Source organism: Amycolatopsis sp. AA4, assembly GCF_002796545.1.
Taxonomy (GTDB): Bacteria; Actinomycetota; Actinomycetes; order Mycobacteriales; family Pseudonocardiaceae; genus Amycolatopsis.
This window is the reverse complement of the sequence record NZ_CP024894.1, coordinates 1373817-1387010: the sequence shown is the minus strand read 5'-3', so window position 1 is coordinate 1387010 and position 13194 is coordinate 1373817. Positions and strand designations below refer to the sequence as shown.

Genomic DNA, 13194 nt, shown 5'->3' with positions numbered 1-13194 from the left:
ACTGGCGAGTAACCTCGGGCCATGCGCGTGCTGATGTTGTCCTGGGAGTACCCGCCGGTGGTCATCGGCGGCCTGGCCCGGCACGTTCACGCGCTGGCGAGGCATCTCGCGCAGCAGGGCCACGACGTAGTCGTCCTCTGCCGGCACACTGCGGGCACCGACGCGTCGACGCATCCGCGCAGCGATCGGGTCATCGAGGGGGTTCGGGTCGTTCGCGTGGCCGAGGACCCGATGCACTTGACTTTCGAGCGGGACCTCGTGGCGTGGACGCTCGCCATGGGGCACGCCATGATCCGGGCGGCGCAGGATTTGCTGCGCACGTGGCAGCCCGACGTCGTCCACGCGCACGACTGGCTGGTCACGCATCCGGCGATCGCAGTCGCCGAGGCTGCTCGGGTGCCGCTCGTCGGGACGATTCACGCGACCGAAGCGGGCCGGCACTCGGGGTGGCTGTCGCATCCGCTCAACCAGCAGGTGCATTCGGTCGAGTGGTGGCTGGCCAACCGCGCTGACGCGGTGATCACCTGTTCGCAGGCGATGCGCAAGGAGGTCGCGCATCTCTTCGAGATCGACCCGGCCGACGTCGCGGTGATCCACAACGGCATCGAAGGTCGCAGCTGGCGCGTGTCATCCGGCGAAGTCGCGAGGATGCGGGAGCAGCACAGTCCGGACGGGGCTCCCTTCCTGCTGTTCTTCGGCCGGTTGGAGTGGGAAAAGGGCGTGCAAGACCTGCTGGCGGCGTTGCCCCGGATTCGCCGCCGGTTCCCGGGGACCCGGGTGGTCGTCGCCGGAAAAGGGCGACATCACGACGAGCTTGTCGCGCAGGCTCGCAAGCTGCGGATTCGCCGCGCGGTGGACTTCGTCGGTCATCTCTCCGACCGCGACCTGCGCGCTCTCCTCGCCGCGGCCGATGCGGTCGTGCTGCCTAGCCGGTACGAGCCGTTCGGGATCGTCGCGTTGGAGGCTGCTGCGGCGAAAGCGCCGCTGGTGGCATCGACTGCGGGCGGGCTCGGCGAGGTTGTCATCGACGGGGAGACCGGGTTGGCCTTCGCGCCGGGGGACGTCGCTGGCCTCGCCTCGTCGGTGGTGACGGTCTTGAGCGACGTTCCGGCGGCGGCCCGGCGTGCACGCGCGGCGCAGGCCCGGCTTGGCGCGGACTTTGACTGGGGGCGGATCGCGGAAGCGACCGTCGAGGTCTATCGGCGGGCTCGCGTCGGCGAGCCGGTAGAATTGGGTCGGCCGAAGATCGCGACTGGCAACGCGTTCGAAGTGTAGGGCGCGTGCTGAGTTCCGACGGTCAGCGAGATTCGCCGTTCAGTGGCGAATACCTGGTCAGGGCGCTTGTCAGCGGGGATCGACGGCCGCGATGAGGTCGCGGTAGTCGGGGTCCGCCGCGACACGGTCGAACGCGCTCGCCAGGGCTGCTTCGTAGACCGGGACGGCTTTGCGCAACGCGACGCGTCCGGCGTCGGTGATTCCGGTGTAGACGCCGCGGCGGTCGTATTCGCATAGCCGTCGTTCGGTCAGGCCGGTACGCTCGAGTCGGCCGACCAAGCGGGTCGCGGAGCTCTGGTTGAGCGACGTCGCGTCCGCGAGTTCCTGCATGCGGAGTTCGCCGTCGGGGCGATCGGCGAGCGACATCAGAGCGACGAATTCCGAGAAGCCCAGGTGCAGCTGCCGTTGCAAGGCTTGTTCGACCTCGTGGTCGATGCGGCTGCGCAGGGCCATCATGCGGGGCCACATCGCGCCGAGGCTGGTGAGTTTCGCCCCTGTCTGCTTGCGGCCAGGGGAAGGGGTGGTGGTCACGCTAACGACCTCTCCGGCAAAGCCTTGTCCGGCATCGAGAAGTGATGCCGAGACCTCTTGTATAGCACATGTGCGTGCATGCAATTGGACGATCACCTGGCCTCTTGTTGTTCGGAGTTCGTCGTTGACCTGCGCGGCATTGGGCTGCCGGGAGGACGCGGTGGGCTGGATTGCGCAAGGATTTGGACGGCGGGGATCGGTCAGGCCAACGTCCGCAGGAACTGGTGCAGCAGAGGATTGACCTGCTCTGGATGCGTCAGGGCCGGGGTGTGGGCCGCGCCGCGGATTACGTGGACCTCGCTGGCGTTCGGGAGGCGTTCGCTCAGCAAGTCCATGCGGTCGCGCGGAAGGGAAACGTCTTGCTCGCCCCACATCAGCAGTGTTGGGCAGGTGATTTCGTTCAGGCGGGCTGAGACGTCGTCTCGTTCCAGCAGGCAGTGTGCGGCCGGGCCTAGTGGCAAGGTGGGTGCTGCTCGCCATCGGGCACGTAGCTCGTCGCGCAGGTCGGATTCTCCGAGCAGCCGTGTCGACAGGGGTCCGATGAGGTCGTCAATCGGGCCGTATTCGCGCAAGGCGGCGAACATGGCGCCGTAGGCTGCCTTGTCGGCTGGGTCGCACGGAGTTGCTTCGGTGTCCCACAGCACCAAACCTGCGACTCGTTCTGGTGCCAGCAATGCGATTCGTAACGCGGTGAACCCGCCTTGGGAGAGTCCGCCTGCGACGGCGCGTTCGATGCCCAGGTGGTCCAGCAGGCCTAGCGCGTCTCGGGCCTGGTCCCAATAGGTGTATGACGTGCCGGGGTCGTCGTCCGGGGTTTGCCCGTGGCCGCGGGCGTCCCAGGTGACCAGGCGCCACTCCGGCGCGAGCGCCGCTGCTTGCGACGAGAACGTTGAGTGGTCCAGGAAGTAGCCGTGTCCCAGGAGCAAGGCCGGTCCGTCTCCTCCGGTGTCGGCGAAGAAGATCGGGCGGTCGTTGACAGTCGCCATGGGCATTGGCTGGCCTCCAAGTTCGTCGCGAACAACGGTGCCGCGTCGGGGTAGCGTAATGACGGACCACGGTGCCGGTAGTCGGGATTGAGCAGGTTCGACTTCCGTGGGGCGTCGGGCTGGGTACGGTCAGTCGTCGGCTTTCGCCGGATCGGTTGAGCCGCCGGCGAGTTTGAGGCAGATGACGCCGGCGATGATCACTGCGAGGAACAGGATTCGCAGCGGTCCCAGACTTTCGCCGAAGATGATCGCGCCGAAGATCGCGGCACCGCTCGCGCCAATGCCGGTCCAGACCGCGTAGCCGACGCCGACGTCGATGGTGCGCAGGGCCAGGCTGAGCGTGAAAATCGTTGCGGCGGCCGTGATCACGGTGGCGATTGACCACGGCAAGTTGGTGAAGCCGCGGCTGCCGTCCGTGCTGACGGCGAACGCGATTTCGCAGACTCCGGCGAAGAGAAGAATGCCCCAGGCACGGCGGGTGGTTTGTGTCTTCTCCGGTGCGGTGATTGGTGCGGCTTCGGGTTGAACGGACACGGCGAAGATCCTTTCGGGAACGGGAAGTCGAGAGTCAGGCACCGGTCAGCTGGAGACCGACGATGCCGCAGATCACCAGGCCGAAGCCGATGAGCTTGCGCCAGTTGAGCTTCTCTTTGAAGATCAGCGCGCCCAGCAGCACGATGCCGACCGAGCCGAGACCGGTCCAGATCGCGTAGCCGACGCCGACGTCGAGGGTCAGCAGGGCGCGGCTCAGGAAGAAGATGCCGCCAGCCGCCATGACCAGCGTGAACACCGACGGCCACAGCTTGGTGAACCCGTCCGTGGCGTTGGCTCCGAGCGCGAAGGCGATCTCGAAGAACACAGCGATGCCGAGGTAAAGCCAATGCATGGTTTCTCCGGGTGCGAGTGAGGTCGGAAGCTGCACGGCGCCCTCGCCGGCGACGCTCCCCCAGGTAGTTACATGTGCAATATATGTATGTCGAATCAAATAAGCAAGAGGGCCGCCGCGCGGGAGGAAAGGCGCCGGGGGGCTGGTGTGGGAGCGGGCTGTGGTGGACAGCTCGGCGATCGATGCTCAAAAGGAGGTGTTGACCAGGTATTCGCCACTGGGCGGCAACGGCGGCTCGGACGGGCACGAGGTCGGATTCGGAGAGGTCGGTGCAGGTCGTTCGCATCAGCGGCTGGACCGAGCGAGCGATCGGGCTCGCGGCTGGATGGGTCCGTTTGGTGAGCGCGACGGTTGGGTTCCGCTCGTGCCTGGGCGCCGGTTGAACGGAGCGGTCGCGGCCTGCGTGGAATGGCCTCGGCGCGGGACGCGCTGATTCGGTGCGATCAGGCGTCGGGAGCGAAACGGCAGACGAACCACCTGGAGGTCCGAACGAGGGGCCTGCGGAGCCGACAAAACCTGGCCTTGTGCAGGGATTCGCCACTGAGCGGCAACGGCAACGCGGCTCGGAGCAGCGCCCGAGATTCCGCCGGGCCTTGGGTACCGGGCATAGGCCGAGCGTGCGCAGAAGCAGGCCGACGCTCAACCCAGCTCAGCGGACACCCTGCGAAAACCGGAAACCCGCGCCCTCGCCTCGGAGTGGCGAAAGAGCGCGGGTCCGGAAAGACCCGGGTCCGGTGGCGGGGAGCCTCCGCCACCGGACCCGTCCCAGCACCATCCCAAAATGTGGTGCGGGGTAACCGGTCGCCGGTGGTCAGGTCACTGGCGACCGGAGCCTGTCACCGCTCGGTCAGGTAGCGGGCGTAGGCGACAGTCGTGAGGAAGCTCGGCAGCTTCTCGCCGAGGGCGGTCTCGGTGAAGATCGCGCGGGCGTCGTCGAGGCGGGCCGACGGGCCGAGGTCCGTGCGGACCTTCGCCAGTTCGTCGTCCAGGAATTCGACGGCCAGCTCGTGGGTCAGCGCCGTGCCGTCCTCGAGCTTCGTGCCGTTGCGGATCCACTGCCACACCTGGCACCGCGCGATCTCGGCCGTCGCGGCGTCCTCCATGAGGTTGTGGATCGCGGCGGCACCGGTGCCGCGCAGCCAGGAGTCGATGTAGCGGAGGGCGACGTTGATGTTCGCCCGCACGCCCGCTTCGGTGACCTCCCCGCCGGCGCTCGCGACGTCGAGCAGGTCCGAAGCGTCGACCTGCACGTCTTCACGCAGCTTGCCGAGCTGATTCGGCCAGCCGCCGAGCACGCGGTCGAACACCTCGCGGCACACCGGGACCAGGCCGGGGTGCGCGACCCACGAGCCGTCGAAGCCGTCGCCGGCCTCGCGTTCCTTGTCCTGGCGGACCTTCTCCAGCGCGTTCTCGTTGGTGACCGGGTCCTTGCTCGGGATGAACGCCGCCATCCCGCCGATCGCGTGCGCACCGCGACGGTGGCAGGTGCTGACGAGCAGTTCGGTGTAGGCGCGCATGAAGGGGACCGTCATCGTCACCTGGGCGCGGTCCGGCAGCACGAAGTCGGCGCCGTGCGCGGAGAAGTTCTTGATGACGCTGAAGATGTAGTCCCAGCGTCCGGCGTTCAGGCCGGCTGCGTGCTCGCGCAGTTCGTAGAGGATCTCGTCCATCTCGAAGGCCGCGGTGATCGTCTCGATCAGCACGGTCGCGCGGATGGTGCCGCGCGGGATGCCGAGTTCCCTCTGCGCCAGCAGGAACACGTCGTTCCACAAGCGCGCTTCCTGGTGGCTTTCCAGCTTCGGCAGGTAGAAGTACGGGCCGCTGCCGCGCGCCAGGAGCTGCCGGGCGTTGTGGAAGAAGTACAGGCCGAAGTCCACGAGGCTCGCCGAAACCGGGCGGCCGTCGATGCGGATGTGCTTCTCGACCAGGTGCCAGCCGCGGGGGCGGGCGACGATCGTCGCGGGGTCGTCGCCGATCGTGTAGCGCTTGCCCGCCTCGGTGGTGAAGTCGATGTTGCGGCGGATGGCGTCGAACAGGTTCAGCTGGCCGTCGATGACGTTGTGCCAGGTCGGCGACGTCGCGTCCTCGAAGTCCGCCAGCCACACCTTCGCGCCGGAGTTGAGCGCGTTGACCGTCATCTTCCGGTCGGTCGGGCCGGTGATCTCGACGCGCCGGTCCTCCAGACCGGGGGCGACGGGGGCGATGTGCCAGCTCTCGTCCGCCCGGATCGACCGCGTCTCGGGCAGGAAGTCCAGCTGCTCCTCCCCCGACTGCAGCCGCTCGCGACGGCGGCGGCGCTCGTCGAGGAGTTCGCGGCGGCGTCCGGCGAAGGTGTTGTCGAGTTTGGCTACGAAGTCCAGTGCGGCCGGGGTGAGGATCTCGGCGAAGCGGCCATCGGCGGGCCCGGTGACCTCGATGCGGGTGTTCAACGTGTCAGCCATCTCGTACCTCCGCGAAGGGGGAAAGGGAAGGGGCGGGCCGGCGACCGGAATCGCCGGCCCGCGGGATGCGTCAGTGGAACTGGTCTTCTTCGGTCGAACCCTTGAGCGCGGTGGTCGAGCTCTCCGGGTTCAGCGCGGTGGACACCAGGTCGAACCAGCCGGTGCCGACCTCGCGCTGGTGCTTCGTCGCGGTGTAGCCGCGCTCCTCCGAAGCGAACTCGCGCTCCTGCAGGTCGACGTAGGCGCTCATGCCGTTGCGGGCGTAGCCGTGCGCCAGGTCGAACATCGAGTAGTTCAGCGCGTGGAAACCGGCCAGCGTGATGAACTGGAACTTGTAGCCCATGGCGCCGAGCTCGCGCTGGAACCGCGCGATGGTGTCGTCGTCAAGGTGCTTCTTCCAGTTGAACGACGGCGAGCAGTTGTAGGCCAGCATCTGGTCCGGGTACTGCGCCTTGATCGCCTCGGCGTACTTGCGGGCGACCTCGAGGTCCGGCGTGGAGGTCTCCATCCACAGCAGGTCGGCGTACTGCGCGTAGGCCAGGCCGCGGTCGATGCAGGGCTCGATGCCGTTGTTGACCTCGTAGAAGCCCTCGGAGGTGCGGCCGCCGGTGAGGTACTTGCGGTCGCGCTCGTCGACGTCGCTGGTCAGCAGGGTCGCGGCCTGCGCGTCGGTGCGGGCGACGACCAGGGTCGGCACGTTCAGCACGTCGGCGGCGAGACGGGCGGCGTTCAGGGTGCGCTCGTGCTGCTTGGTCGGGATGAGGACCTTGCCGCCGAGGTGGCCGCACTTCTTCTCGGACGCCAGCTGGTCTTCCCAGTGCACGCCCGCGGCACCAGCCGCGATCATGCCCTTCATCAGCTCGAACGCGTTCAGCGGACCGCCGAAGCCTGCTTCCGCGTCGGCGACGATCGGGGCGAACCAGTCGATGTCGCCGTTGCCCTCGGCCCAGTTGATCTGGTCCGCGCGGCCCAGCGCGTTGTTGATGCGGCGGACGACGGCCGGGACCGAGTTGGCCGGGTAGAGGCTCTGGTCCGGGTAGGTCTGGCCGGCGAGGTTGGCGTCGGCGGCGACCTGCCAGCCGGACAGGTAGATGGCCTTCAGGCCGGCGCGCACCTGCTGCACGGCCTGGTTGCCGGTGAGCGCGCCCAGCGCGTGGACGTAGTCCTCGCTGTGCAGCAGCTCCCACAGCTTCTCGGCGCCGCGGCGGGCGAGGGTGTGCTCTTCGACGACAGAACCGCGAAGCTTCACCACGTCGGCGGCGGAGTAGGTCCGCTGGACACCCGCCCAGCGGGGGTCGGTCTTCCACTGCTCGGCCAGCTCGGCCGCCGCCTGCTCGAGCTGATTGGCCTGCTCGGTCATCGGACTCTCCCGTGTTGCGAAGTTTGCGATTGCTCGCCTTGCCTGGTCACGACACTGACACGAGCGGGAAAACCTGGTCTACCGCTCCAATTTGCCAATTTCTGCGAAGATTGCCTAGCATGCTGCAAAGGTTGCGAATCAGCTGTTCGCAACCGCAGCGAAAATTCGCGGGCTTGATCGTTCACGTAATCGTTCAGGCCCGGAAACCTTCCGGCCGGACGGAGCACTCATGGACAAAACTTTCGCCGGAGCGCGGTTGCGGCATCTGCGCGAGAGCCGGTCGATGAGCCAGGCGGATCTCGCCCGTGTGCTCGAGATCTCACCCAGTTATCTCAATCAGATCGAGCACAACTCGCGCCCGCTGACCGTGCCGGTGCTGCTGCGGATCACGCAGGCGTTCGGCGTCGACACGGAGTTTTTCGCCAACAACGACACCTCGCAGCTCGTCGCCGACGTCAAGGAAGCCCTGCTCGACGAGGCCGTGGGCGTCGAAGCGACCACGAGCGAACTGAACGAGCTGGCCAGCAACCTGCCGTCCATCGCGCAGGCGCTGGTGAAGCTGCACCGCAGTTACCGCAACGCGGTCGAGAGCACGGCCGCGCTGACCACGGAAAACGGCCTCGGCCTGCACGGGAGCGCCGCCGCGCCGCTGCCGCACGAGGAGGTCCGCGACTTCTTCTACGAGCGGGAGAACTACGTCGCCGAACTGGACGAGCGGGCCGAGAAGATGGCCGCGCAGATCCCGCTGCGGCGCGGGTCGGTGCTCGGGTCGCTCAAGGAACGGCTGTGGCAGCGCTACGGCGTCGACGTGACGAACGAGGGCATCAACGAGTCCGCGGGTGAACAGCATCGGTACGAGCCGGCGACGCGGGTGTTGCGACTGGCCCCGAGCCTCCGGGTCGGGCAGCAGGCGTTCCGGATGGCGTCTCAGATCGCGTTGCTGGAATACGACGACTTGATCACCGAACTCGCCGATTCGTGGGCGTTTTCCGGACCGGCCGCGCGGACGCTCGCGCGCGTCGGCCTGGCGAACTACTTCGCGGGCGCGCTGATCCTGCCCTACGGCCCGTTCCTGGCCGCGGCCGAGGAGTTCCGGTACGACATCGAGCGGCTTTGCGACCACTTCGGCGTCGGTTTCGAAACCACTTGCCACCGGCTGTCGACTCTTCAGCGGCCAAAACAGCGCGGCGTGCCGTTCTCGTTCGTGCGGGTCGACCGCGCCGGGAACATGTCGAAACGCCAGTCGGCGGCGGGTTTCCACTTCTCGCGCGTCGGCGGGGCTTGCCCGCTGTGGAACATCTACGAGGCCTTCACCTCGCCGGGCAAGATCCTCACGCAGATCGCGGCGCTCCCGGACGGCAAGCGGTACTTCTGGGTCGCGCGGACGGTGTCGCGCAACATCGGCGGGTACGGCAGCCCGGGCAAGACGTTCACCGTCGGCCTCGGCTGCGAGCTCCGGCACGCTGGGCGGTTGATCTATTCGACCGGCCTTGACCTGGACGAACCCGCCGCCGCGACGCCGATCGGCATGGGGTGCAAGGTGTGCGACCGGCCCGCTTGTTCGCAACGCGCGTTTCCGGCGATCGGCAAACCGCTCACAGTGGACGAAAACACCAGCACGTTCGTCCCCTACCCGGCGGTGCCGAAGACGTGAACGCGGCCAGTGACATGAGTGCCCCGGACGTGTTCACCGGGTGCGAAGTACATTCACCCGAGTGCACGACATCGACACGGTGAACGCAGAACTGGTCGAGCAGGCCGCCGAACGGCTCGCGGGCGTGGTCACACGCACGCCCCTCGAGCCCAATGCGCGTCTCTCGTCCCGCGTGGACGCGCGCGTCTGGCTTAAGCGCGAAGACCAGCAGACGGTCCGCTCGTACAAGATCCGCGGCGCGTACAACTTCATCGTGCAGCTCGACGCGGAGACGCGGGCGCGCGGCGTCGTATGTGCGAGCGCGGGCAACCACGCACAAGGCGTCGCGTACGCGTGTCGCCGTTTAGGGGCGAACGGTCGCGTGTACGTGCCGGGCACGACGCCTCGGCAGAAGCGTGAACGCATCGCGGCGCTCGGTGGCGCGCACATCGAGGTCATAGTTGTCGGCGAGACTTACGAAGACGCCTTCGCCGCGGCTAAAGACGACGCCCATCGCACTGGCGCGACGCTCGTGCCGGCGTTCGACGACGTCCGCACTGTTGCCGGTCAGGGCACTGTCGCGCTCGAAGTGGTTTCGCAGCTCTGCTTCGTGCCGGACGTCCTGGTGGTACCGGTCGGCGGCGGTGGCTTGCTGGCCGGGATCGCGACCTGGGTTCGCGAGCGGCATCCGGACATCCGGGTCGTCGGCGTCGAACCGGCAGGCGCGATGTGCATGGCGGCGGCCCTCGAAGCGGGCGAACCGGTGCGGATCGACGCGGTCGATCCGTTCGTGGACGGTGCCGCGGTGCGCGAGGCCGGCCAGGTGACGTTCCCGTTGATCCGGGACAGCGGCGCGGAACTGACGTCCGTCGACGAGGGCGCGGTGTGCACGGAAATGCTGTCGATGTACCAATCGGACGGCATCATCGCCGAACCCGCGGGTGCGCTCGCGGCCGCCTCGCTCGGAACGAGCGTGCAGGTCGAGCCCGGACAGACGGTGGTGTGCATCGTGTCCGGCGGCAACAACGACGTCAGCCGGTACAGCGAAATCCTCGAACGCTCGCTAATGCACGAGGGGCTGAAGCACTACTTCCTCGTCAGCTTCCCGCAGGAACCCGGCGCGCTCCGGCGATTCCTCGACGAAATCCTCGGGCCTGAAGACGACATCACGCGGTTCGAGTACGTGAAGCGCAACAACCGGGAGATCGGCCCGGCGCTGATCGGCGTCGAAATCCCGCGGCGTGCCGACCTGCCTGGGCTGCTGGCTCGGTTGGAGAAGAGCCCGCTGCAGGTGGAGCGGGTGGAGCCGGGGAGTCCGTTGTTCCACTTCCTGCTCTGAGGTGCCGCTGAGTTCGGGCTTCTCTCGGCGCGGCGGTCTGACTCGCGCGCGCAGCCGCGGCTTGGCGAGGTTTGCTAATGGAGGCATGCGCCTGGCACGAGCTACGGGTGCCCGGCACGAAGGTGGTCTCGGCGTTCCCGGCCGAGAAGCTTTCGCCCGGTTGCTCGACTCCCACCACACTGAACAGTTCGCTCGCTTGTGACCGTGCTGATCACGCCGAGTACACCTCAGTGAAGACATCTTCATCGACTGCGTAGCGGCAAAGTCGAGGTGGGATCCGCCTCCCCCGCTGCGTCGGGTGGAGGGCGTTCAGGCAGTTCGTTCTCTGCCTTCGAGCGGCAATCGAGCTTCACAGGCCCGCATCTTCGCAGGTCAGCGAGATTCGCCAAAAAACGGCAACAGCGTTCAGTCGAGTTCCGCGCTGCCCTCGCGGTAGATCTTCGCCGACTTGATGCGGTCTCCGGACAGCCGGTAGAAGCCCGCGATGGCGAAAACGTGGTCCTCGCCGTTATGGGTGAGCCGCTCGGTCAATTGGGCGGCGACCTGGTCACCGTCCGCGAGAACGTTCTCGACCTTCAACGTCGGGAGAAGTTGTTCCATGGCACCGCTGAACAGCTCGGTGAGTTCGTCGCGTCCGCGCACGACGCTGCTGCCGGTGATCCAGACCGCGTCCTCGGTGAAGCCGTCGAGGAGAGCTTGGAGATCCCGGTTGTTGAAGGCGGCGACGTGTCGGTCGAGGGCTTCGCTCATGAGGCGAGGTTATCGACGCTGTCAGCCCATTTTCGCCACGGAACTGGACGCGCGGCCGGGTCGGAGTCAGCTGTCGCCGAGCGTCTTCTGCAGCGCCTTGTTCGCCTTGCGCGCCATGTCGGCGACAGCCTCGCGCCGGGCCGCATCCGCGGCGTAGTCGTCCTCGCGGTTTCGGACCACTCGGGCCGGTGAACCGACCGCGATCGAGTAGTCCGGGATGTCACCGCGCACCACCGCGTGCGCGCCGAGCACGCTGCCGCGCCCGACGCGAGTGCCCTTGAGGACGCTGACCTTCGTGCCGAGCCACGTGTCCGGGCCGATCCGGACCGGCGACTTGACGATGCCCTGGTCCTTGATCGGCACGTGGATGTCCGCGGTCACGTGGTCGAAGTCGCAGATGTACACCCAGTCGGCGACGAGCGTGGCGGCGCCGAGCTCGATGTCGAGGTAGCAGTTGATCACGTTCTGCCGCCCGAACACCGACTTGTCGCCGATGCGAAGGGACCCCTCGTGACAGCGGATCGCGTTGCCGTCGCCGATGTGCACCCAGCGGCCGATTTCCATCCGGCCGTATCCCGGACGGCAGTGGATCTCGACGTTCTTGCCGAGGAACAGCATGCCGCGCAGGATGATGTGCGGGTTCGCGATGCGGAACTTGAGCAGCCGGTAGTAGCGAACGAGGTACCACGGCGTGTACGCGCGATTGCGCAGGATCCAGCGCAGCGAGTCGGCCGTCAGGAACTTCGCCTGGTGCGGGTCCCGCCGGGCCCGCCGCCAGGCGCGCACGCGCGACAACGCGGGCGCACCCCACATCGACGTCATGCCGTTGACCGTAACCTGTGGGCGACGGTCGGCCACAGGCAAGGGGAGCAGGATGGGCACCAAGCTGATCATCGACACCGACCCCGGCGTCGATGACGCTTTCGCGATCGCACTGGCCGCGAGGTCGGCGGACGTCGACCTGCTGGCCGTGACGACTGTCTTCGGCAACGTACCGCTGACCACGACGACTTCGAACGCGCGCCGGCTGCTGCAACTGTGCGACCGCCCGGACGTGCCGGTCGCCGCGGGCGCCTCTCGGCCACTCCTCTACCGCGAGGCGCACCGGGCGAGCACGGTCCACGGCTTGGACGGACTCTCCGGGCACGCCGCGTCGCTGCCCGACGCCACCCGCCCGCTCGAGGATTCCGACGCGGTCAGCCTGATGGTCTCGCTGCTCGAAGCCTCGGACGAACCGGTGACCATCGCGCCGATCGGTCCGCTCACGAATATCGCCGCCCTGCTCGCGGCCCACCCTGGGGTGCGTTCGAAGATCGCGCGGATCGTCCTGATGGGCGGCGCGATCAACCTCGGCAACTCGACCGCCGTCGCTGAATTCAACATCTGGGCCGACCCGGACGCGGCACGGCGCGTGATCGCCGAGGACGACGTTCCGTGCGTGATGGTCCCCCTCGATCTCACTCACCGGTGCGCGGTGGACAGCGCGTGGCTGGCGAAACTCGCCGCGTCCGGACCGATCGGGCAGGCGCTGGACTCGTTCACTCCGGACTATCTCGCGCATTACCGCCAGGTTCTCGGCTACGAAGGCATCGTCATGCACGACGCGGTGGCCGTCGCCGAGGCGATCCGCCCGGGCATCCTCCGCACGGAGACCTACCCGGTCGACATCGACTCCGGCGTCGGCCCGACGCGCGGCATGACGATCGTCGACCGGCGGGCGGTTCCCACCAGGTCCACCGGACGGCCGATCGAGGTGGCGGTGGATACGGAGCTGGATGTGCTGCGCGAGTTCGTGCTGTCGAGACTCGCCGGGGGCCGGTGATGGACGGGGCCGGGAGATCGCCGCTGAATGGCGAATCGCAGGTCGCGTCTGGTTCGGCGGCGGGTGAGAGCGGTGTGGGGCCTGGCGGGTCGGGTTCGTTGCCGGTGAGTGGCGAATCGGTTCGCTCGCGTGGTTCGGCTGAGGGTGGAGTTTCGCCGGTGGATGGCGAAT

Annotated in this window: 12 protein-coding genes; 4 read left to right on the top strand and 8 right to left on the bottom strand. The window is 67.6% G+C overall.

The genetic code is table 11. The features are described 5' to 3' along the window. Positions 1-21: 21 nt before the first annotated feature. On the top strand, positions 22-1275 hold the full coding sequence (locus CU254_RS06680) for a glycosyltransferase family 4 protein (RefSeq protein ID WP_009073956.1): 1254 nt from the start codon (positions 22-24) through the stop codon (positions 1273-1275). 69 nt (positions 1276-1344) lie between these two features. Here the strand turns inward: CU254_RS06680 and CU254_RS06675 are convergent, their stop codons facing one another. From CU254_RS06675 to aceA, 6 genes are all read right to left on the bottom strand, one after another. Continuing rightward, positions 1345-1806 carry a MarR family winged helix-turn-helix transcriptional regulator gene (locus tag CU254_RS06675; RefSeq protein ID WP_009073955.1) on the bottom strand — a complete coding sequence of 154 codons (462 nt, stop codon included), beginning with the start codon at positions 1804-1806 and terminating at the stop codon, positions 1345-1347. 200 nt (positions 1807-2006) lie between these two features. After that, a complete protein-coding gene (locus tag CU254_RS06670) occupies positions 2007-2792 on the bottom strand; it encodes an alpha/beta fold hydrolase (protein ID WP_234392804.1) in 786 nt (261 codons plus the stop codon). Between the two features lie 129 nt (positions 2793-2921). Next, positions 2922-3326 (bottom strand): multidrug efflux SMR transporter, encoded by a 405-nt coding sequence (locus CU254_RS06665; protein WP_009073953.1) that lies wholly within the window; start codon positions 3324-3326, stop codon positions 2922-2924. Between the two features lie 34 nt (positions 3327-3360). Next, positions 3361-3678 (bottom strand): multidrug efflux SMR transporter, encoded by a 318-nt coding sequence (locus CU254_RS06660; RefSeq protein WP_009073952.1) that lies wholly within the window; start codon positions 3676-3678, stop codon positions 3361-3363. Positions 3679-4514: 836 nt separating this feature from the next. After that, complete coding sequence (gene aceB / locus CU254_RS06655) at positions 4515-6119, bottom strand: malate synthase A (protein ID WP_009073951.1); 1605 nt, start codon at positions 6117-6119, stop codon at positions 4515-4517. 70 nt (positions 6120-6189) lie between these two features. Continuing rightward, positions 6190-7479, bottom strand: coding sequence for an isocitrate lyase (gene aceA / locus CU254_RS06650; protein ID WP_100266719.1), 1290 nt, complete (start codon positions 7477-7479; stop codon positions 6190-6192). 229 nt (positions 7480-7708) lie between these two features. On the opposite strand from aceA, the gene CU254_RS06645 reads away from it, so the two are divergent. Beyond that, complete coding sequence (locus CU254_RS06645) at positions 7709-9133, top strand: short-chain fatty acyl-CoA regulator family protein (RefSeq protein ID WP_009073949.1); 1425 nt, start codon at positions 7709-7711, stop codon at positions 9131-9133. Positions 9134-9194: 61 nt separating this feature from the next. Continuing rightward, positions 9195-10451, top strand: coding sequence for a threonine ammonia-lyase IlvA (gene ilvA, locus CU254_RS06640; RefSeq protein WP_037712792.1), 1257 nt, complete (start codon positions 9195-9197; stop codon positions 10449-10451). A 405-nt stretch (positions 10452-10856) separates the two neighbouring features. Here ilvA and CU254_RS06635 read toward each other — a convergent pair whose 3' ends face one another. Both CU254_RS06635 and CU254_RS06630 read right to left on the bottom strand, forming a co-directional pair. Next, positions 10857-11201 carry a nuclear transport factor 2 family protein gene (locus tag CU254_RS06635; protein WP_009073947.1) on the bottom strand — a complete coding sequence of 115 codons (345 nt, stop codon included), beginning with the start codon at positions 11199-11201 and terminating at the stop codon, positions 10857-10859. A 66-nt stretch (positions 11202-11267) separates the two neighbouring features. Further along, positions 11268-12023, bottom strand: a complete 756-nt coding sequence (locus tag CU254_RS06630; protein WP_037712791.1) for an acyltransferase — start codon at positions 12021-12023, stop codon at positions 11268-11270. A 52-nt stretch (positions 12024-12075) separates the two neighbouring features. Here CU254_RS06630 and CU254_RS06625 point away from each other — a divergent pair, with 52 nt between their 5' ends. After that, the gene (locus tag CU254_RS06625; protein ID WP_009073945.1) at positions 12076-13023 is read left to right on the top strand and encodes a nucleoside hydrolase; all 948 of its coding nucleotides are present in this window, start codon (positions 12076-12078) and stop codon (positions 13021-13023) included. Positions 13024-13194: the final 171 nt, after the last annotated feature.